The organism is Methylocaldum marinum (assembly GCF_003584645.1).
Taxonomy (GTDB): Bacteria; Pseudomonadota; Gammaproteobacteria; order Methylococcales; family Methylococcaceae; genus Methylocaldum; species Methylocaldum marinum.
Map to the genome: position 1 here is coordinate 2,806,881 of NZ_AP017928.1, position 19,280 is coordinate 2,826,160.

Below are 19,280 nucleotides of genomic sequence, written 5' to 3' on the forward strand. Positions count from 1 at the left end.
CCTTGGAGGGAAAAATGCCGGACTTCAACTTAATGGCTGCCACGCGAACCATAGAAAAATCGATGCCGTTCGTGCTCTATCGGCTACTGATGTGCTTGGCGATCGCGTTTGCCTACGTGGTCATTACCGCAGCGGGTGCCGGAACCGCGATCGGCCTGAGCTCCCTGAGCCAAAACCCCACCGCGTTCGCTTCGGCCGGCGCCATTGCCGGATTTATCGGATGCGCATTTTTGATGTACAAGCTCCGCCCGACCTTTCTCTACAACATCAAAGCCGGAAATCTTGCCTTGCTGGCTGAACAGCACAAGGGGAACGCCATCCCGGAAGGCAGGGCTCAAATCGATTATGCAAAGCAGATTGTTGGGCGGCGTTTTCCCAGCGCTTCCGGATTGATGGGACTGGACCGCTCCATCGAACAAACCTTGCAGAAACTCCCGGAAGCCGGCTTAGCATCCACCTTGAGCAAACTGAACAATCCTTGGTTTTCCGGAGCCTTGTCCCGGCTAGCGGGTCGGCTCTACGCCGCCAACCATCAAACCGTCCTGGTTTGGCTTTTCCTTACCGATGACGACGATCCATGGCGTTCCGCTCGAAATGCCCTGGCGGCACACGTTCAATATTTTTCGAGTATTTTCAAGAGCCGTGTTTACCTGGGGCTTTTCGAACTCCTGGGTTTTGCCTCCGGCTTCGCGTTACTCCTGATCCCGATCAGGAATATCGCCAGCACCCTCCCCGTATCCATAGGCCTTTGGCAATACGTATTCACCGCCGCATTCGCATGGAGTTTGAAAGCGGCATTCTTTGAACCGATAGCACAAGCCGCCATGGCACAAACGGTGTTCAAGCTGATTGGGCAAGGCATCAATCCCGATTCGAAGACGGAACTCGACCGAAAAGCGCCGATGTTCTCGCAACGATCGAGCTAACGCTGCCTGCGAAATGGCGGACACACAATCCATAGCAAACCTGACAGGCACTCGAATACCGTCTTCAAACAGAGACCCATTATTGCAACAAATAGGAATCTACAATAGAATCTGTAAATTTTAGTTGGCGGGAGCAAACCATGCATGTCGTTCAAGAAGCGCTCACATTCGACGATGTCCTCCTCATTCCTGCTCACTCGGCCGTTCTGCCGCGCGACGTCAGCTTAAAAACCCAACTCACCCGCAATATCAGCCTTAATATTCCGCTGTTGTCCGCGGCCATGGATACGGTCACCGAATCCCGCCTGGCCATCACCATGGCCCAGGAAGGCGGGATCGGCATCATTCACAAGAACATGACGATCGACCGTCAGGCCTACGAGGTTCAAAGCGTCAAGAAATACGAAAGCGGAGTGATCAAAGAACCCATCACCGTTTCCCCGAACACCACCATCCGGGAAGTCATGGAGCTGACCCGATCCCGAAAAATCTCCGGCGTGCCGGTTGTGGATGGACAGAATCTCGTGGGCATCGTTACCAGCCGCGACCTGCGGTTCGAAACCCGCTACGACGAACCGGTCACCAAGGCCATGACGCCCAAAGAAAAGCTGGTCACCGTCCAGGAGGGCGCCAGCAAGGAGGAAGCCATACACCTCCTGCACAAACATCGGATCGAGAAGGTGCTGGTCGTCAACAACGACTTTCAGCTCCGCGGCCTGATCACCGTCAAAGACATCCAAAAGGCCAAGGATTACCCGCAGGCTTGTAAAGACGAACAGGAGCGCCTTCGCGTAGGCGCCGCCGTCGGCACCGGACCGGGAACGGAAGAACGGGTCGCTGCACTGGTCGAAGCCGGCGTCGACGTCATCGTGGTCGACACGGCGCATGGCCACTCCCAGGGCGTTCTGGATCGTGTCCGCTGGGTCAAGCAAAATTTCCGACAAGTCCAGGTGATCGGCGGAAACATTGCCACCGGTGAAGCCGCGCGAGATTTGGTCGAGGCGGGAGCAGATGCGGTGAAAGTGGGCATCGGTCCCGGCTCCATCTGCACCACCCGTATCGTGGCCGGTGTCGGCATCCCGCAGGTCACGGCCGTGGCCAATGTCGCCGAGGCCCTCAAGGGCAGTGGGATTCCCCTCATCGCCGACGGCGGCATCCGATATTCCGGAGACGTCGCAAAAGCATTAGCCGCGGGTGCCTACTCGATCATGATCGGCGGACTGTTTGCCGGCACCGAGGAAGCTCCGGGAGAAGTGGAACTATACCAGGGCCGTTCGTACAAGTCCTACCGCGGCATGGGCTCGTTGGGCGCCATGGCCCAGCAGCAGGGCTCCAGCGACCGCTACTTCCAGGAAAGCACCGATGCCGAAAAACTCGTACCCGAAGGAATCGAAGGCCGCGTGCCCTACAAGGGCAGCCTCATCGCCATCATCCATCAGCTGATCGGCGGGGTACGTTCGGCCATGGGCTATACCGGTTGCGACACGATCGAAGCCATGCGCAACAACGCCCGCTTCGTTAGGGTTACCTCGTCCGGGGTTCGGGAGAGCCACGTACATGATGTGACGATTACCAAGGAAGCACCCAATTACTGGCTCGACTGACAACCCCCCCCAAGGTTCCATGGCTTTGAATATCCATTCCCAGAAGATCCTGATTCTCGATTTCGGATCTCAATACACGCAATTGATCGCACGCCGCATCAGGGAGATCGGCGTGTATTGCGAAATTCATCCGTACGATTGCGACGAGCGGTTCATTGGCGAGTATCAGCCACGGGGCGTCATCCTCTCCGGAGGGCCGGAAACCGTCACACAGGCGGACACGCCTCGAGCACCCGCCAGCGTGTTCGATCTGAATGTGCCGGTACTGGGTATCTGCTACGGCATGCAGACCATGGCCGAGCAGCTGGGCGGTCGAGTGGACGCTTGCACCCATTGCGAGTTCGGCTACGCCCAGATTCGCGCTCACGGCCACTCCCGGCTGTTGTCCGACATCGAGGACCATGCGACGCCCGAGGGTTACGGCCTGCTCGACGTTTGGATGAGCCACGGCGACCAGGTAACGGCTTTGCCTCCCGGCTTCAAACTGATCGCCTCGACCGAAAGCGCTCCCATCGCGGGCATGGCTGACGACGTACGCGGCTTTTACGGTCTCCAGTTTCATCCGGAAGTTACCCATACCCGGCAGGGGAAACGCATTCTCGAACGTTTTCTGAAGGATATCTGCGGTTGCGAAACCCTTTGGACGCCACGCAATATCATCGAAGACAGTTTGCAGGCCATTCGGGCCAAAGTGGAAAACGATCGAGTGATTCTCGGCCTTTCCGGCGGCGTGGATTCCTCGGTGGTCGGGGCTCTCCTGCACAAAGCCATTGGCGATCGCCTCACTTGCGTGTTCGTCGACACCGGACTTCTGCGTCTCAACGAAGGTGACCAGGTCATGACCACCTTCGCTCAGCACATGGGCATTCAAGTCATCCGGATCAACGCTGAGAACAGATTCCTGCAAGCACTCGAGGGGGTCAGCGATCCGGAACAAAAGCGCAAGATCATCGGAAGACTCTTCGTCGAAATCTTCGACGAAGAAGCGGGCAAGATTACCGATGCCCGCTGGCTGGCGCAAGGCACGATTTATCCGGACGTGATCGAATCCGCCGGCTCCAAGACCGGCAAAGCCCAAGTCATCAAATCCCATCACAACGTCGGCGGTCTGCCGGAAGAGATGAACCTCAAGCTGGTTGAGCCGCTGAGGGAATTGTTCAAGGACGAGGTCCGACAGATCGGACTGGAGCTCGGCCTGCCTTACGAGATGGTGTACCGCCATCCGTTTCCCGGCCCGGGTCTGGGCGTGCGCATTCTGGGCGAAGTCAAAAAGGAATACGCCGAATTGCTGCGCCGCGCCGATGCCATTTTCATCGACGAGCTTCGCCGGCACGAGCTGTACGATAAGGTCAGCCAAGCGTTTGCAGTATTCCTGCCGGTCAAATCGGTCGGCGTCATGGGCGACGGACGCCGCTACGATTTCGTCGTCGCACTGCGCGCCGTCGAAACCGTAGACTTCATGACAGCCCGCTGGGCGCATCTCCCCTACGATTTTCTCGATCTCGTCTCGCGCCGAATCATCAACGAAGTACCCGGTATCTCACGGGTGACCTACGATATCTCGGGCAAGCCGCCGGCCACTATCGAGTGGGAGTAAAACCGGGCCGTTCGAGGACTGTCGCCTGCTATCACCGGCGGCGGAACAGGTTAGGAGTAATGTTAACGGTAGGAATCGAGGCTCGAATTCTGATCCTTTCGTTTGAGGGCTCCGGGTAGCATTGTTTCAGCAAGCCGCAAGAATGCCAGCCGATCGAGTGCTTAGCGGACAAGACGACTGGACATCAGCGGATCAACAAGTAAGACCGATACTCGGGCCAAGCCGCCCCGAGCACTTCGCGAACTTCCGCATAGCTCTGAAAATCCCGGCACTTATCCCTGAGCGGCCCACCCTTGCAATCGTACTTATTCCAAAGCTCTTCAAAATGCCCGCTGCTTACGTCCCTCATTTGTGGGAACGAGTAGAACAGCTTGTCACCAATCTTCTCTGCGATGCCGTAGGAATACTCCGTGTTGCTTCTACCCTCTTTGCCCAAAATCTTGAACTGAACAAGAAGGCGGCCCCTTTTCGGGTCCAAGTTTGCAAACGCGATCTCATATAATGCGTGGCCTTCCATATAGACGCTGTATTTCTTGTCATGCCGTTTCAGCGTATACATCTGGGAGGATTCCGTCTTCCATCGGGTTGGATCCCGGTCGTCTTGGTCAAATGACATGACTTTCGTATCACCCCGGAACGGCAAGACGAGATCCGTTTCGGGAATGAGAGGTACGGAGGAGGAAAGGCACCCCGCCAGGAACAGGCAGATGGTCAACAGCGCCAAGTATTTCTTCATTTTTTCAGTCTCCAAAAACGCCGGCGCCTTTCATCACCGACAGGGCAGCAGTTACTCTCACGGACCTCTTCCCGGGGCGATGGGGCAGGCCGCCGTATCTTGCCAGCGTCTCATTCGCCCGTCGCCGTACGTTTCCCTGTCTCAGTCCTCCGATTCGACGGCAATGCTAACGTCCGTGTTTGTAGGGAACACGGACGGTTCCTGAGTCATGCGCGTGGACGTCTTCGCGCGATTGCGGTCAGTTTTTCCTCCCCTCGAATGCCCCCCCGATCGCCATCCAGAAGCTCCCGCCCAGCCACAAGCCCAACGCCCACGGCCACAAACCGGCCCAGTTCGTAGTGTCGTACCGTCCACTCAGTTTAAATACGAACAGACTGACCACCCAGAAGCCCGCCAGTAGGATCGCAATTCCCCCGGGAATTCTAAATAACACCCATTTTATGAATCCGCTCATCGGAACTCCTCGCTATCAGTGGAAACGGCATAGCATCCGGACAAGGACAGCCACAGTGTCTACACGACCATTCGCAGGGTTCGGGTCCGTCCGAACAGGGAAGGCGTTGCGCTTGCTCTTATTAATGAGTAGCCGCGCGAAAACAACTGAAAAGCTCACCTGCACGGCGTCAGCGGTCGCGGCCCGCGGATTCCCACGGGTCGGCGATCGTCACGAGGGCCTGCTGCCCGGCGGTCATACAGGCGGCAGCCTCGTCACCGGTCGGCTGGGTCGATCCCGTCGACGGTGATCGGAATGGCTCACGCAGGCTATCGTCGGCGCGCACAGGGATGCCCAGGGCGCGACCCCGTTCGAGGTAGTAAGCATTGAGGCTACCCCTGACCTGCTGAATGCCCCGAATAATGTTCGCCTGGGAGGCCGGGTCCAACATCGCAGCGGCGGCGTCCAGCGCGGCGACGCACAGGCGTGCCCGCAGAAGGTCGTTCGCGGGGAAGCCGGGAACCGTATCGAGCGAGAATTGCAACTGGTTACGGTCGAGTTGCTCCTTGCACGATTGCGCGATATCACGCAAACGCGACCGCGACATTCCGTCGCGGTCCAGGCGGCGGAAGACGCTCATAGCCGTCACGGATCCCGGAGCCATCATCATCGCGAGAATCGTGTAGCGCCCGCTGAGGTCGCTGTACGCCGAACCGAACGAATCGCCTTGTTTTGCTGCCGCGATGGCGAGCGCGGCCGCGCAAAGCTGTGCCCGATCCGCCATCACCTGCCGCAGCGAGGCGGACGACGGCACTTGCCCGGCCGACGGAGCCGCGACGCCGACCGCGACCGACAGCGCAAGCAAGGTGCCGATTGAGGCGCCCGGGATTCCGGAGGCCGGGCTTCTGCCAACTTTTCGCGGGATTTGCCCGTTCTTGGGTATCATGGTCAAAGCACCTTATTGTTCGTGTGCGGAAACGCCCGTCGACCTTGTTGGCTGCGCCCTTGTGCATGTTTGCCGGTTTATCGGCGCGGACGTTGGCCTTGGCCCGAGCGGTGACATTAGGACATGATTCATATCGCTCCATCGTCCATACGGAGCGTCCGCTCTACGAGACAAAATATATCTTGCATTGTAAGATATTATCAAGATCATTCTTGAATCCATGACCGCTCAATTTAATGACATCCTCGTATCCAGATGCCAGACGCGATGCACGATCCAACTCCCGTCAAACTCAGCCTGACCGAAACGGTGATTGCGGAGCTGCTTCGGCAGAGCGCAAAGCCCCTGTTCGGACTCGAGCTGGTGCGCCGCTCGCCGCCGGGCGAACTGCAGTTGAAAAAGGGAACGATTTACGTGACGCTGGAACGCATGGAAAAGAAAGGTTTGGTCACTTCGGAACTGGAAACCGCACCGCCGTCACACGTCAAGGAAGGAGATTTCTACATTCCCCGGCGAATGTATAGGCTGACGTCCCGCGGACTCGACGCCCTCGCCGCGACGAAAGCGATGCTAGGCCAATATTACGATTTCCTGCTGGGGTCATGAGATGAAACCTGTCTGCTCACGTTCCGACCGGCTGCTGGAACATCTGGACCGCGGAGTGCTGCTGATGGCCGTCGGCGGCGTGATCTTCAATGGCATGGAGGGATCCCTGGCGGGCATGGCGCTAACGGCCCTGGCGGCGGCAATCTATGGGCTGACCCGCAACCGCATTGCCAATTTAGACGGGTTCGAGGGCTTCGAATCCGTTGCGCCGCGGTTCGCGCCACCGGGCGTCGATTTGGCTAGGTTCACCCTGATCTGCCAATGGTTGGGGAGCCGGCAGATCTTCGAGGGGCTGCTGGGGGACCTGGTCGATCCGGAAATCGGCGCAACCGAGACGACAGCACGGCGTCACATCCGTTCGGCGCTCTGGCCCGCTCTCGCCGGCCGGCTTCGGGACAAGATCGTGTCGCTGTTGTCGCCCTGACCATTTCCGCGGCACGCCATCGGGGGAGCAAGGGTGAACAGACGAAGCGATCTCTTTCCCTATTTTCTCGTTGCGCTGGTAGCGGCAGCACTGTTTTTTCTCCTGCTTCTGGACCGGCGTGCGCCGATCTTTTCCACGCCTGCCGGGATGGCCCCGTTCTTTTTCATCGTGCTCGCCATCGCCGCGACCCTGGTCCTTTGTGCCATGCGGACCGCCGCGCCCGTAAGCGAACGGCCCGACGGCCTATGGTTGAAGTGGCACCGCTCGGGACCGATCGGCGGGGCACTGACCGGGTTGATCTTTCTGGGCGTCTATTGGGCCTACGACTGGCCGGCACCCAACCGTGCCGAACTCAGCGAGCGACGCGTGAATGAAATGTGCGGCATCATGCCGCCGGTCCCCGACGAGCTGATCATCTGGACCACGCCGGACCCTCTGACCCTGATTCCCGGTTACGTGCTGATCGGGATGGCGCTCGGCGCTGTCGTCGGCTTTTGCTTTCCTATCTGGCACGGGGTCTTCGGCCGCCGGACCCGCCGAGCACCGGCACTGGCGTGGCTGTCGCATCCCTATCCTTCGGGTTTGCTGTTCGGCGTGGTTTTCGGCGCGCTGATCGGCACCTGGCTGTGCCCCATAATCTTCAGTATCAGCGACGGACGCCCGTTCATCCGTGTCTCGACCTCGGCGATATCGGTATTTTTCGCGGTCGGCTTTTATTTGCTGTTCGAAGTCGCGCGATTCCGCAACAACATGAACCGTGAAGCGTATCGCACGCTCGGGACCGTGCTCGGGGTGGGCCTGCTGCTCACCGGGCTGGTCTGGGAGTTATAACGGAATCTGGTGTACGGGTCGGCTTGAAGGAGGGTGGCGTACCCTGCTGAAATGAGATTGTCGAGATCACTATTCAGCGCAAAGAGAAAGGTACGCCATGAGTAAAAATAACGCAGGTTGGTTGGGAACTCCAGGGGCGATCAGCGATTCGCTGACGGAGTTGCTACGGCAAGGTGCCCGGGGGTTGATCGAAAAGGCGGTAGAGGCGGAATTGCAACTGTTGCTGGATCAGTATGAGAACGTGACCGATCTGGCCGGACGGAAGACGGTGGTCCGCAATGGTTACCTGCCGGAGCGGGAGGTGCTGACGGCGTTGGGGCCAGTAGCCGTCCGGGTACCGAAGGTGCGCGATCGTTCGGGTGGTGGGGTCAAGTTCAATTCCGCTTTGGTGCCGCCCTATGTCCGTAAGGCCAAACGGGTGGAAGCGGCATTGCCTTGGTTGTACTTGCGCGGTATTTCGACGGGCGACATGCGGGAAGCCCTGTCGGTGTTGCTTGGTGAAGACGCCAAAGGCCTGTCGCCTTCGGTGGTGAGTCGGCTCAAGGCGCAATGGTCGGAAGCCTATGAGGCCTGGAACCAACGTGATCTCTCCCAGGAGCACTACGTCTATGTGTGGGCGGACGGTATTTATTCGACGCTGCGCGGGGAGGACGACCGTCTGTGCCTGCTGATCCTGATCGGGGTCAACGAGCAGGGCGAGAAGCGGTTGCTGGCGCTATCCGACGGTTACCGGGAGTCCAAGGCTTCCTGGCGCAGCGTCATCCAGGACTTGCAGGCACGCGGTCTGAAGGCGGCGCCGCAGTTGGCGATCGGTGACGGCGCCTTGGGTTTCTGGGCGGCCTTGGACGAGGTCTGGCCACACACCCGCTGCCAACGCTGCTGGGTGCACAAGACGGCCAATGTGCTCAATGAACTGCCAAAATCCATTCAGGGCAAGGCCAAGGCGGGCCTCCATGAGATCTGGATGGCCGAAACCAAAGCCCAAGCCGGAAAGGCGTTCGACCGCTTTGTGCGCCACTTCGGCGCCAAGTATCCCAAGGCGGTGGACAAGCTGGTCAAGGACCGGGCGGCCCTGTTGACCTTTTACGACTTTCCGGCCGAGCACTGGATTCACATTCGGACGACCAACCCCATCGAATCGAGCTTCGCCACGATCCGTCATCGGACCACCCGGACCAAGAACTGCGTGCCCCGGAATGCGCTGTTGGGCCTGGTATTCCAACTGGCACTGACGGCGGAGAAAAGCTGGCGCAAGCTGCGCGGGTTCAAGCGCCTGCCGGAGGTCGTCCAGGGTATAATCAGGACGGGATAGCGATGGACGCTCCACCGGCTGACACCGCGGAAGAGCAGCAGAAAGTCGCCGCCTGATTCTGGCCGGCCATACACCAGATTTGACAATAGCTCCTGGTCTGGTTCATGGACGCTCAGCTCGGAATCTCCACCAGCGCGTATTGTTTCTTCTACGACACCTGGGACACACGGACCAACGAGCTTAAGCCGGGCTGGCTGCCCGCCTTGGCCGGCGCCGCTTACGGCGCCTTATGCGGAGCCATCACCATGTCGATCGCATCCGGTTACATGATTGTCCGCGCCACGATCGCGGGCGCGGGCCGGCAGCGGCTTTCAGCGTAAGATCGCGTGTGAAATGCAGCGCCGAAGCTCGATCCTGCGCAAGACGGCGGCTTTTTTGCCCAGGCGGGGTCCGACGGTCGACCGAAGCGATATGGGGGGATAGGTCCAATCACTGCCCGGTAGCCGGCGCCGACCGGCACCATTAGGTTTTGAATGAGCATAAAAGAGGAAAGGTCAAAATGAAATCTGAACGAAATCACTTCGCAATAGTTGGGTTAATGCTTGCCGCTGGGTTATCTTGGCAAGGCATAACATACGCTGCCACGCTGCGGTTTGACTTCGAAGCGACGGTTACTGACATCCGCGATAGTGATGCGCCGTTCGACGATATCGCGATTGGCGACGTGGCCCAAGGGTATTTTGAATACGTAACCGAAGCATTCGACGTCAGAATTCCCGATGGCGGCAATATTCCAGGACCAACCCACTATTGGGCCGGCCTGCCGGTATTTCAGAAGCCTCCAACTTTTGTAACAGCCTCTGTGACGATAGGCGACCATGTTTTCAATCCATATGAGCTCGGCGGCGCACAGGAAGTCTCTCTTTGGGACGAACCCCCGACACCCGCGGGTTTCGATCAATTCTCGATAAGTCACATATCGCAGGCGTCAGCCGGCAGCGCGACCACGGCGCTGATGGCCGTCGGGGGAACAATTCAGTTGATTGACGCTTTGGCAGACGAGGAACTCGTTCAGCAGTTCGAATGGTCGGCGGCGCTCGAACCGGATCGCGCTTTTCTGCGGCCTTTTGCACTTGAATTCATCCAGCCGAACACCTCGTCAGTGCATGGGCGCAGCCGCCTGGAAATCGTCGGAGATTTGACATACGCACGTCTGGCACCGGTGCCATTGCCTTCGACGTTGCCATTGTTGGGATCGGTAGTCGCTTTCGCTGCATTGGCTTTGCGCAAACACCGACAAATGTAACGGTCTCGTCCGGAGAGACGTCGCATATAAACGCAACGTCTTCAAAATCAACGACACACAGCGTACCTTTTGTCCGTGTATCGGAAAGCTCAAGAGATTGGACAAGCTACTGATGATCAAATGGGATCCCTTATCCGTGACACCGAGCGACGAAGACTGGATGCGCCACGCCCTGGCGCTCGCCAAACGGGCCGGCGACATGGGCGAAGTGCCGGTGGGCGCGGTGCTGGTAAAGGATGACATGCTGATCGCCGAGGGCTGGAACTGCCCGATCGGCACGAACGATCCCACTGCCCATGCCGAGATCATGGCACTTCGGACAGCCGGTGCGCGACTCGGCAACTACCGCTTGGTCGACACCGTTCTTTACGTGACCCTGGAGCCCTGCGTGATGTGCATCGGCGCCATCGTTCACGCTCGCGTGAAGCGGCTGGTATTCGGTGCTCCGGATGCCAAACGGGGTGCCGTCTGCAGTGCCTTGCAGCTGGCCGATGCGGAATTTCTCAACCATAAGGTCGAATACCGGCCCGGCGTTCTGGAGGAGGACTGCAGCTGCCTCCTCAGACAGTTCTTTAAAGAAAGACGTTAAACGCCCTCCGCCCGAGATCTCTCCGGCCCCATGGCCATTGTGCCGTCCTTATTTTCTTCGGTAAGCCAGACAAGAAGATCATAGTAACGGCGTATACTGTTCACGTAGTGGACCGCAACCCGTCCGCGAGCTTTTCCGTATTTGGTTTTACGATACCAATACGGCTTGCCGAGCAGCGGCAAAACTTTCTTGATTTCGATCCATTTGTCCGGATCACCGCCGCGGGCAGCGACCAGCTTTCTAGCGTCCGCAATGTGGCCATAACCGAGGTTGTACGCCGCCAACGCAAGCCAGGTACGATCCGGATCCTCTATTTCAGGCGGCATATTGGCCAGGGTCTGCCGAAGATAAGACGCTCCGCCCCGGATACTTTGGGCCGGGTCGAACCGATCGGTTACTTTCAACTGTTTGGCGGTGACGCCGGTCAACATCATCATACCGCGCACACCTTCGGCGGAAACCGCCGTGCTGTGCCACTTCGACTCCTGATAAGCGATAGCAGCCAAAAGTCGCCAATCGATACCGTACTGTCTCCCGGCCTGCACGAACAAGGGCCTGAATTTGGGTAGGCGGGTGCGAAAATCGCGACGCAGAGATCTGTCCAAAGCGACGTCGAACGCTTCCGCATGTCCGTAATAACGATCGATCACCTGATCCAGCGTCCTGTTTTCCTTGATTTCCCGAAAAAACCGGGCGGTTTCGTCGTACAGGCTGGCATCCTCGGACATGGGCAAAGCCCAGGCTAGTTCCCGGGTTTTGCCGATATCGAAGGCGACTTGCAGCTTTGGATAGTAACGCCGCATGATCAATGCCTGATCCGAATTGGCAACGGTGTAATCGACCAATCCTTCGCTAACCAGAAACAGAAGTTCGTGAACATCGTGATCGAAGTTGACTTGCCAATTAAGGTTTCGATGGCTGCGCCTCAGACCTTTGAGCGTATTGATATGGCTCGAACCGGCGGAAACTTCCAGCACGCCGTCGGCCAAATCGGTAATGGTGGCCGGCCGCGGACGGCTACTGCTGTATAAGATTTGCTCGGTAAGAACACGGTAAGGCGGTGCGAAGCGCAACTTCCTTTTCCTTACTGCATCGACGAGCAGTCCGGCTGCCGCAACGTCCGCCCGTCCCTCGTCGAGGGTCTGGATGGCCTGTTTAGCCGAATCCGCCACGATAAACCTGACTTTGACGTCGAGCCGTTTGGCGAAGAGTTCCGCTAAATCGTGCTCGAGACCGACCGCACCGTTGATGCTTTCATAGTAGGTCGACGGCCCGTACCGGGTGACGACCCGCAGTTCACCGGCTTGTTTGATCCGTTTCAGTTGGGGGAGGGGCCGGGACGTTTCCTGAGCACATCCCGAAACAGAAGCCGTGAGGAAAAGATAAACGAGGAAACGGATCAATCTGGATTGTTTCGATACTGTTCCTTGTTCTCGACGTCCCCATCTAGATTTACGTTTACCGTCTGAACTTTTCGCCTGCTCTATACTCCGGTCCAAGGTATCTCTCTGATTTAGGCCGAAGGGCATGACATCAGACAAATTCATGTCCCCCACCATTTTTTTCTGAACAAAGCTGTCGTATCATATCAGTCTTTTCCGCGGAGAGGTACCGAAGCGGTCATAACGGCGCCGACTCGAAATCGGATGGTCGGGGAAACCCGGCACGAGGGTTCGAATCCCTCCCTCTCCGCCATTTCACAATCCGGCATGGATTCTCCCCTTAACACTTTGAATAAAAACGATACTTCCGGGGTTCGAAACCCCTCATTCCGGCAGTAGGCCAAGCGGTCTGTAAAGGCCAGTCTGAGGACGAGTCGTTGCATGTCGAAGCGACCTGTTTCCCAGACTTTCCAAAGGCTTACAGGAAACCGGATCGCGAGTTCGAACATTTGCTCGAAGGTTGCTTTCGGCTTGCCTGTTGCTTCCGCTTTTTCAGCGAGCAGCAGCTTTTCCTGTTCGATCTGCCCGATCTTTTTCTCATACGCCTTGATGACCGTGCTGGTGTCCGCCTCCATGAGACGGGAGAGCAAAGCTTCGACCTGCGCATCCAGTTCCTTGATCTTCTGGGCATAAAGCGCGGCATTCTCACGGGCGCGGTCCTGGCGCTCATTCCACGCAGCACTGAACATCCGCTTGGCAATTGAAAGCTTCGCAGGTGACGGGGTAATGTCATTGAGGAGGACGGCGAACTCCCCTTCGATCACATCGCGGCGGATGGATTTGCGGTAGGAAGAACAGCCCTTGTGGAAGCACATATAGTAGGGATGCTTCTTGCCCGTCTTGCTCTTCGACCAGCAGGAAGTCAGCGGGTGTTCACAGTCACCGCAAAGGGCAAAGCCGCGCAGCGGGAAGTCTTCGTTGATGTCCGCCCGTGCCGCAACACGCGCGCCTTCGCGGATGCGGTCCTGCACACGGCTATAGGTATCGAGCGAGATCAGGCCGTCATGCCGGCCCTTGCGGAGCGTGATGCCCCAGGCTGGCACCTCGATGTACCCGGCATAGTGTGGACGGGTCAGCAGACGGATGACTTCCTCATAGCGGACAAAGCCGTTCGGAAAGCGGGAGGCGAATGCAGGTTCAGATTCAAGATAGGTCTTTACCTCTGACTGCGAGGCGAAGCGCCCACAGGCAAAGCCTTCAAGGGCTTCGGCAATGATCGTGGCAAGCGGTTCGTCCCGGACAAGCAACTTTCCATGCCCGGCCACACGTTCATAGCGAAAGCCCGGCGGAGCGGGAAAACACCAGTAGCCATTCATGGTACGGGCGCGCATGCGATTGGTGGTCTGTTCGCGGTTTTTCTGGCGCTGGTGCTGTGAGACAGACGCCAGCAGGTTCTCAATCAGAACGGAATCGGAATCCTCGCCAAAGGTGATGGATGGGCTTTCCAACTTGCCGCCGAGGTCTTTCAGGGTCCGGCGCAGCGTCCAATGGCTTTCGATATCACGGGCAAAGCGGCTGATATCGTCAATAATGACGATGCGGATGCTACCGGCAGCAGTTCATACAGAAATCTCCGTATCTACGAAGAAGCTGACCCGCTATTTGACAGTGTCTATGCGGGAACCTCCGGTGAAAACGTATTCACGTTCGATGAAATGCCCAATACCAGCCGTGTTTACAAGATCGAGAATTTCAACGGTGTGGAAGATGTTCTGGATTTATCGAGCCTGCTAGACCCTATTACAAGCGCTATCACGGATTTCGTTCAAATCACTGATGATGGCACGGATTCTTTTGTCGCTGTAGATACAGATGGTGGTGGCGACAGCTTTGTTCAGATCGCAATGCTGACTGGCGTGACGGGCCTCACGGACGAAGAGGCACTGGAAGCTGGCGGCAACCTGATCGCGGCGTAAAGCGATGGCCGATTGCGTAAACTCACGTAAATCTTTTTCTCCTGCCCGTGAACCATTCGGGGGACCACGCGTATGAGTGCTGTGAAAGCCCCTTTGCCGGATAAAAAGCTCGGTCTTGATGAAGAGGAAATAAAGGCTGCATTTGCCGAGTTGCAGCCCGCTATCCAGGGACTGATCGACACCTACAATGTTCATGTCGTGATCAGCGCGCTTGCCAGCACCTATCTGGGCCTTTTGCAGGAAGCGGGATTACCGCAGGACCGGGCCGATACGGAATCCCGTCGCATCCAGGCACTCCTTTCCAGGCATCGTTATAACCGCCGGGCCGCAGCCAGTGCGCTGGAAGCCATCGGGCATTTCTGCACGCGCCTGTCGCGCAGAGGCATTAGCGCCCGCGCGAGTGTCTGGATTGTCGGGGACGCAATGAACCGGATCATCAGCGGCATGCGGGACGGTCCTGTCAAGAAGGACCTGGTGTCAATCAATCTGCGACTGGCAGGATTGCAGATTTCCTGCCTTCCCGCCAATAGATGATCATTTTCCAATCAGGTAATCATCCAGAGACTTCCCGGCTTCCAGCCCTTCCTTGATCCAGGCAGGCTGCCGTCCGCGTCCACTCCATGTGAGGGCGGGGTTTTCGGGATGGCGGTACTTTGGCGGAAGTGGTGCCTTGCCTTTTTTCGCAGGCGCGGCTCCGGTCAGTTCGGAGAGGCTAAAGCCCTTCTCGCGCGCCAGCGCTTCAACAGCGTCCAGTGCCTCTTTTCGCTTTTTGGCCTCATACTGGTCAATCGCTCTGGCAACATCCTTCTGGAGTGTTTTCAGTTCGTCCAGGTCGAGCTTGTCGAGGTCGATCTTTGCCATGAGATTGCTGCGTCCTTCCAAAAGCATCCTGTCACGGCATTTGTAAGGACTTGATAATCCGACAACAAGCCCCGGTATTATTTACGGTTCCAGATATGACGGTAGCCCTCGGCTTGCTCTGCGAGGGTTCTTTCCATGAAGGCCACGTTGTGCGGGTCGAGTAAGGGCTGTTCTCCGTCCAGGCGGCACAAGCTGTCATAGAGATGGGCCGCTTCGCCTGCCACCATCTCCAACTGCGAGGTGATCCGTGCCGGGCTGGTCATGGTTCAGTGCTTCTCCGCCGTTCTGGCCTGCTTGGCAGCTTCCAGTTGGTCCGACATTTCGCAATCGATGATGCGGCTGTAGGCGAGGTTTAGAAGACGGCAGGCGCGCAGCACGTCCGCCCCTTCCAACTCGCGCGGTTCCAGCGTGACGATGTAGCGCCCGGCTTCCTTCCAGATATGGGCGGCGATCTCGCGGTCGATCATGCTGCGGTATGGCTGGCGGCTCATGTCTTCGTTTCGGAAACTTGCGGGAACCTGTGCGCCCTGCTGGCGGCAAGGTTGTCCTCGATCACGTCTTTCACGTGCCTACTGTCAGTCATGCCTTGGTAGCGGACTTCGCACATGCGCCAGATGAAGGCCGCATCTCGAACAAGCGCCCTGAACGGCATAATGCGGCGGCGTTTCTCAGTGGCTTCCCAGTGGATATCGGTCTTGTCGCTCATCCAAGCAGCCTCTTCATGTCGCGGTCGATCTGCTCGGCCACCTCCAGCGGCGGCAGACGCCTTTCAAGAGACCGGCGCACGGCGGGTGACAGTTTGTCCTTCTTGGCCTGAAACTTGTGGACGGTTTCAGCCAGAGGTCGCGGCTTTTGCGCCAGCCACCATGCATGGGAGTATTTCGGGGGCGTACTCATGTTGCGCCCTTGGCCGCTATTGCCCATTTGCGGCGATAGGCACGTCCGAGTGTCTGTATGAACGCGGCATGGGCCGCATGCACGGCTTTCCAGTCCTCGCCCGTGAACACGGAATGGTCAATAATGTCGCTGCCTTGGGCGCTCAGATGGGCGAGATATTCCATGTCCTTGGCATGATGGGCGGCTGTGCCGTGCCCGGTATGTGTGACCTGCATGGTGGAATGCCCTCTATGCCGTCTTCTTACGGACTCCCCGAATGATACCCCAGATGACGGCTATGATCAGCAGCCCTGATGCCCCGACCAGCAGGCTGGAGATGATATTGCCGCTGATCAGAAACAGCACAATGAACGGGGGAAGCAGAAGCGCGATCAGTTTTCCGTTCGTCTGGGCAAACCCCGCCCAAGTGACCACACCGATCCAGATGCCCTGCAACAAGACCGACCAGAAGGGCATGGCCCCGCCGTTTTCGACCGTGGCAGGGCCGGGAAGCGGCCATGACAGGAGCTTCAGGAAGATTGACTGGCGGGGTGCGCCTTGTGCGCTCGGGTTATCCGCACCGCTGAGATAGGTTTCAAGGCTGCCTGTCCAGCTCTGATACAGCCCCCATGTCAGGATGATGTAAGCCAGCCCCACGGCAAGGCCGATCTGAACGGGGCGAGACGTGCGAAGGGTATCCAGTCCTGATTGCCAGATGGTCATTGGTCGCCTCCGGGGAACATGCTGGAGATATGGAGTTCAAGGACATTGCGGATGCGGTTCAGGTCGCCGCCAGCCAGTACCTCGTCCAGCCATCTGCCATCCAGTATCAGCATCGGCGCACGGACGCGGCTCCTGTCCTCCCCTGCCGTTTGATCCAGAAGGACGACATTGCGGGCAAAGATGTCTCGCGCGCGTTCCGCATCACAGGCTGGCTGGTCGGGATCGGTATAGACGCCGCGCTCCTGCAACAGGCTGCGGAACGAGAAGTTGCGGGCATTGGTAATGGCGGGCCATGTGGTCTCGCGCCCCTGAAAGCGGCGGTTGCTGGCCATGGCGTAGGAGATGAACACGTCCGACGCGGCATCGAAGCCTTCCGGCCCGCCTGTCGTGTAGGTGCATTGCAGCCAGCGCGCCATCCAGTCACTGCGCTCTTCGGCAAGCTGGTCATTGCCGCTGCGATGGTAATATTGCGGGACCTGCCGATAAACGATGCGAAGGCGTCCCTGATCGATGTACCGCTCGTAGATATCCTGCACCGTGCTGTGCAGGACGATGCAGCCCGGACAACCCGGCGAAAAATACACGATCAGTTCGTGTGTCGCGTCATCTTCCCCGATGATGATATCCACGCTCGCATCAACCTGGTGGCCGGGGTTCAGTTCGGCGGATGCGGGTAGTCCCATGGCCAGGAATACGGCGGTGATCGGGGCGCTCAGGCGGTTCAGCATCGGACCTGTCTCCTCAACTTCTACTCAAAACTTGACATACGGCAGTATGTAACGCGAGGTCAAGCACTTAGGAACCTGTTCCTGTGGAAAAACGAGCCTGCACAGAGCACTCACAGCGGCTTACGGCGATTACCCCAACTTCTGAGTAGAAGTTGACATCGGACCATTTCGGGCGCTTTGTCGGCTCTATGCCGTTGAACAGACTCCGAAATTCCAATCATCCGAAAGCGGGTTCGACCACGAAGGTGGAACCGATCCGCGATCTTGCGGCGATTGCCGCGATCAAGGAAAATTTATCGCCCCGCCCGCGTGACCTGTGCCTGTTCACGCTCGGCATCAACACCGCCTACCGCGCCAATGAACTGCTCTCTATCCGCGTCGGACAGGTCGCGCATTTGATCGCAGGCGACACGCTCGACCTCATGCAGTCGAAAAACCAGCGGCACCGGATGATCACGCTGAACGGGACGGCGGCAAGCGCCATCCAGGATTGGTTGAAGAAGCACCCTGATCTAGAAGATGCTGCGCCGCTCTTTCCGTCACAGCGCACCAGAAAGGCCCTGACTGTCTCGCCAGACGCAGGTCGTGAATCGCGGTGTCTTCTTGGGCGAGGTATTTCTGGTAAGATGTTGCGGGAGAGGTGGGGCAAATCTCCATGAAGCCGCTCGTTTCACCGGACGGACGACAGCCGCCCCTAGTTACTTCCAAACTCGATAGCGCCTGTTTTGCGGTGACAGGGACGCGCAAATTGTTCTTGCGCAGAAACGTAGGGAGCTTGGCATTCACGACATCAAACGGATCATCCGTCCGGATTCCTTTGCGAAGTGCTATTAGAAAGAACCGGACGCGGGACTGCGGGACGCCGAACTCGGACAAATCACAGAGTTGGAAATGAACATCATAATTAGTGGACAATCGCTCTACGAGTTCCGCAGAATAATTCCTAACGCTGGATGTCTTGGAAAAGTCGGAGGTGAAGCCGCGAACATTCTCGATCAGAATCGCGTTTGGGTGGATGATATCGACAACCTTCAGATAACTTTCAAAAAGCTTGTTCCTGGGGTCGTCGTGCTGTCGTCTGCCAGCAGATGAGAAACCCTGGCATGGAGGCCCCCCCCGCAATCAATTCAACCTTCCCCCGAAGCGCCAAAAGGTCTTTTCTGTGGCTTTCCAGAAGTTCGTCTATGTCGTGCGCGGTGCGTTCCAACCAAATCGGCCAGTCAAAGCTGGTCGCGTATTTTCCGTCTAATAGATTGTGTTTATAGGTCGAAAATGCATCGCAATTTTTCTCTATTGCAAACGCACATTTCCATCCCGCGCGTATTAGCCCTAGGGAAAGTCCGCCGCATCCGGCGAAAATGTCGATAAATAGATTTGTATTATTTTCCTGCCTCATGAATTTATTATGCCTCAATTCGATGGCAAGCGCCAGGCTCTTTTTCAGGTCTGAAGCGCATGTACCTCGGAGAGGTCTGGCAGGTCGC

28 protein-coding genes, 1 tRNA gene and 3 pseudogenes are annotated in these 19,280 nt (G+C 57.7%); 16 read left to right on the top strand and 16 right to left on the bottom strand.

Going from position 1 to position 19,280, the window contains the following annotated elements; translation table 11 throughout:
• The first annotated feature begins 32 nt into the window (after positions 1-32).
• The 3 genes from sS8_RS12245 to guaA all read left to right on the top strand — a co-directional run bounded on the left by sS8_RS12245 (position 33) and on the right by guaA (position 4,127).
• On the top strand, positions 33-926 hold the full coding sequence (locus sS8_RS12245) for a hypothetical protein (protein WP_145986516.1): 894 nt from the start codon (positions 33-35) through the stop codon (positions 924-926).
• Between the two features lie 140 nt (positions 927-1,066).
• The gene (gene guaB / locus sS8_RS12250) at positions 1,067-2,530 is read left to right on the top strand and encodes an IMP dehydrogenase (protein WP_119629878.1); all 1,464 of its coding nucleotides are present in this window, start codon (positions 1,067-1,069) and stop codon (positions 2,528-2,530) included.
• Between the two features lie 19 nt (positions 2,531-2,549).
• Positions 2,550-4,127 carry a glutamine-hydrolyzing GMP synthase gene (gene guaA, locus sS8_RS12255; RefSeq protein ID WP_119629879.1) on the top strand — a complete coding sequence of 526 codons (1,578 nt, stop codon included), beginning with the start codon at positions 2,550-2,552 and terminating at the stop codon, positions 4,125-4,127.
• Between the two features lie 184 nt (positions 4,128-4,311).
• Here the strand turns inward: guaA and sS8_RS12260 are convergent, their stop codons facing one another.
• From sS8_RS12260 to sS8_RS12270, 3 genes are all read right to left on the bottom strand, one after another.
• Positions 4,312-4,863, bottom strand: a complete 552-nt coding sequence (locus sS8_RS12260; protein WP_119629880.1) for a putative periplasmic lipoprotein — start codon at positions 4,861-4,863, stop codon at positions 4,312-4,314.
• A 238-nt stretch (positions 4,864-5,101) separates the two neighbouring features.
• Positions 5,102-5,317: a hypothetical protein gene (locus sS8_RS12265; RefSeq protein ID WP_119629881.1), complete on the bottom strand. Its 216-nt coding sequence runs from the start codon at positions 5,315-5,317 to the stop codon at positions 5,102-5,104.
• Positions 5,318-5,486: 169 nt separating this feature from the next.
• Positions 5,487-6,242, bottom strand: coding sequence for a hypothetical protein (locus sS8_RS12270; protein ID WP_119629882.1), 756 nt, complete (start codon positions 6,240-6,242; stop codon positions 5,487-5,489).
• Positions 6,243-6,509: 267 nt separating this feature from the next.
• Here sS8_RS12270 and sS8_RS12275 point away from each other — a divergent pair, with 267 nt between their 5' ends.
• The 7 genes from sS8_RS12275 (at position 6,510) to tadA (ending at position 11,250) form a co-directional block, all read left to right on the top strand.
• Positions 6,510-6,848: a PadR family transcriptional regulator gene (locus sS8_RS12275; protein WP_170161062.1), complete on the top strand. Its 339-nt coding sequence runs from the start codon at positions 6,510-6,512 to the stop codon at positions 6,846-6,848.
• A 1-nt stretch (position 6,849) separates the two neighbouring features.
• Positions 6,850-7,272 (top strand): hypothetical protein, encoded by a 423-nt coding sequence (locus sS8_RS12280; protein ID WP_119629884.1) that lies wholly within the window; start codon positions 6,850-6,852, stop codon positions 7,270-7,272.
• A gap of 33 nt (positions 7,273-7,305) precedes the next feature.
• Positions 7,306-8,103: a hypothetical protein gene (locus sS8_RS12285; RefSeq protein WP_119629885.1), complete on the top strand. Its 798-nt coding sequence runs from the start codon at positions 7,306-7,308 to the stop codon at positions 8,101-8,103.
• Between the two features lie 97 nt (positions 8,104-8,200).
• Positions 8,201-9,415, top strand: a complete 1,215-nt coding sequence (locus sS8_RS12290) for an IS256 family transposase (protein WP_119629886.1) — start codon at positions 8,201-8,203, stop codon at positions 9,413-9,415.
• Positions 9,416-9,519: 104 nt separating this feature from the next.
• Positions 9,520-9,735, top strand: coding sequence for a hypothetical protein (locus tag sS8_RS12295; protein WP_119629887.1), 216 nt, complete (start codon positions 9,520-9,522; stop codon positions 9,733-9,735).
• A gap of 179 nt (positions 9,736-9,914) precedes the next feature.
• Complete coding sequence (locus sS8_RS12300; protein ID WP_145986517.1) at positions 9,915-10,661, top strand: hypothetical protein; 747 nt, start codon at positions 9,915-9,917, stop codon at positions 10,659-10,661.
• A gap of 112 nt (positions 10,662-10,773) precedes the next feature.
• Complete coding sequence (gene tadA, locus sS8_RS12305; protein WP_179952411.1) at positions 10,774-11,250, top strand: tRNA adenosine(34) deaminase TadA; 477 nt, start codon at positions 10,774-10,776, stop codon at positions 11,248-11,250.
• On the opposite strand, the gene mltF is transcribed toward tadA, so the two are convergent.
• Positions 11,247-12,653 (bottom strand): membrane-bound lytic murein transglycosylase MltF, encoded by a 1,407-nt coding sequence (mltF, locus tag sS8_RS12310; RefSeq protein WP_170161063.1) that lies wholly within the window; start codon positions 12,651-12,653, stop codon positions 11,247-11,249. The genes tadA and mltF overlap by 4 nt on opposite strands.
• A 199-nt stretch (positions 12,654-12,852) precedes the next feature.
• On the opposite strand from mltF, the gene sS8_RS12315 reads away from it, so the two are divergent.
• Together sS8_RS12315 and sS8_RS12320 are read left to right on the top strand one after the other, a co-directional pair.
• Positions 12,853-12,945 (top strand) — tRNA-Ser (locus sS8_RS12315).
• A 124-nt stretch (positions 12,946-13,069) separates the two neighbouring features.
• Positions 13,070-13,396 carry a hypothetical protein gene (locus tag sS8_RS12320; RefSeq protein WP_119629890.1) on the top strand — a complete coding sequence of 109 codons (327 nt, stop codon included), beginning with the start codon at positions 13,070-13,072 and terminating at the stop codon, positions 13,394-13,396.
• A 102-nt stretch (positions 13,397-13,498) separates the two neighbouring features.
• Here sS8_RS12320 and sS8_RS29935 read toward each other — a convergent pair.
• Positions 13,499-13,615, bottom strand: a pseudogene (locus sS8_RS29935) (zinc ribbon domain-containing protein); the annotation flags it as partial.
• On the opposite strand from sS8_RS29935, the gene sS8_RS29170 reads away from it, so the two are divergent.
• Positions 13,562-13,858 carry a hypothetical protein gene (locus sS8_RS29170; RefSeq protein ID WP_145986518.1) on the top strand — a complete coding sequence of 99 codons (297 nt, stop codon included), beginning with the start codon at positions 13,562-13,564 and terminating at the stop codon, positions 13,856-13,858. The pseudogene sS8_RS29935 and the gene sS8_RS29170 overlap by 54 nt on opposite strands.
• 198 nt (positions 13,859-14,056) lie before the next feature.
• On the opposite strand, the pseudogene sS8_RS29940 reads toward sS8_RS29170, so the two are convergent.
• A pseudogene (locus sS8_RS29940) lies at positions 14,057-14,236 on the bottom strand (hypothetical protein); the annotation flags it as partial.
• On the opposite strand from sS8_RS29940, the gene sS8_RS12335 reads away from it, so the two are divergent.
• A complete protein-coding gene (locus sS8_RS12335) occupies positions 14,180-14,608 on the top strand; it encodes a type I secretion C-terminal target domain-containing protein (protein WP_119629892.1) in 429 nt (142 codons plus the stop codon). The pseudogene sS8_RS29940 and the gene sS8_RS12335 overlap by 57 nt on opposite strands.
• Before the next feature lie 81 nt (positions 14,609-14,689).
• Positions 14,690-15,142, top strand: coding sequence for a hypothetical protein (locus sS8_RS12340; protein ID WP_145986519.1), 453 nt, complete (start codon positions 14,690-14,692; stop codon positions 15,140-15,142).
• Here sS8_RS12340 and sS8_RS12345 read toward each other — a convergent pair whose 3' ends face one another.
• From sS8_RS12345 to sS8_RS12375, 8 genes are all read right to left on the bottom strand, one after another.
• On the bottom strand, positions 15,143-15,469 hold the full coding sequence (locus sS8_RS12345) for an H-NS histone family protein (RefSeq protein ID WP_119632756.1): 327 nt from the start codon (positions 15,467-15,469) through the stop codon (positions 15,143-15,145).
• 77 nt (positions 15,470-15,546) lie between these two features.
• The gene (locus sS8_RS27675) at positions 15,547-15,732 is read right to left on the bottom strand and encodes a hypothetical protein (protein WP_145986520.1); all 186 of its coding nucleotides are present in this window, start codon (positions 15,730-15,732) and stop codon (positions 15,547-15,549) included.
• Between the two features lie 3 nt (positions 15,733-15,735).
• Positions 15,736-15,960, bottom strand: coding sequence for a hypothetical protein (locus sS8_RS12350; protein ID WP_119629894.1), 225 nt, complete (start codon positions 15,958-15,960; stop codon positions 15,736-15,738).
• Positions 15,957-16,175: a hypothetical protein gene (locus sS8_RS12355; RefSeq protein ID WP_119629895.1), complete on the bottom strand. Its 219-nt coding sequence runs from the start codon at positions 16,173-16,175 to the stop codon at positions 15,957-15,959. The genes sS8_RS12350 and sS8_RS12355 overlap by 4 nt, the downstream gene beginning before the upstream one ends.
• Entirely contained in the window at positions 16,172-16,366 is a 195-nt protein-coding gene (locus tag sS8_RS12360; protein ID WP_119629896.1) for a hypothetical protein, read from the bottom strand. Before sS8_RS12360 ends, sS8_RS12355 begins: the two co-directional genes overlap by 4 nt.
• Entirely contained in the window at positions 16,363-16,581 is a 219-nt protein-coding gene (locus sS8_RS12365; RefSeq protein WP_119629897.1) for a hypothetical protein, read from the bottom strand. The genes sS8_RS12360 and sS8_RS12365 overlap by 4 nt, the downstream gene beginning before the upstream one ends.
• 13 nt (positions 16,582-16,594) lie before the next feature.
• Positions 16,595-17,068: a hypothetical protein gene (locus tag sS8_RS12370; protein ID WP_119629898.1), complete on the bottom strand. Its 474-nt coding sequence runs from the start codon at positions 17,066-17,068 to the stop codon at positions 16,595-16,597.
• Positions 17,065-17,796 (bottom strand): thioredoxin domain-containing protein, encoded by a 732-nt coding sequence (locus sS8_RS12375; protein WP_119629899.1) that lies wholly within the window; start codon positions 17,794-17,796, stop codon positions 17,065-17,067. Before sS8_RS12375 ends, sS8_RS12370 begins: the two co-directional genes overlap by 4 nt.
• Before the next feature lie 152 nt (positions 17,797-17,948).
• Here sS8_RS12375 and sS8_RS29175 point away from each other — a divergent pair, with 152 nt between their 5' ends.
• Entirely contained in the window at positions 17,949-18,455 is a 507-nt protein-coding gene (locus sS8_RS29175; RefSeq protein ID WP_232020622.1) for a tyrosine-type recombinase/integrase, read from the top strand.
• A gap of 157 nt (positions 18,456-18,612) precedes the next feature.
• On the opposite strand, the pseudogene sS8_RS29945 reads toward sS8_RS29175, so the two are convergent.
• Positions 18,613-18,918, bottom strand: a pseudogene (locus sS8_RS29945) (DNA cytosine methyltransferase); the annotation flags it as partial.
• A complete protein-coding gene (locus sS8_RS12390; protein WP_119629901.1) occupies positions 18,839-19,192 on the bottom strand; it encodes a DNA cytosine methyltransferase in 354 nt (117 codons plus the stop codon). The gene sS8_RS12390 and the pseudogene sS8_RS29945, both read right to left, overlap by 80 nt.
• Between the last annotated feature and the right edge of the window lie 88 nt (positions 19,193-19,280).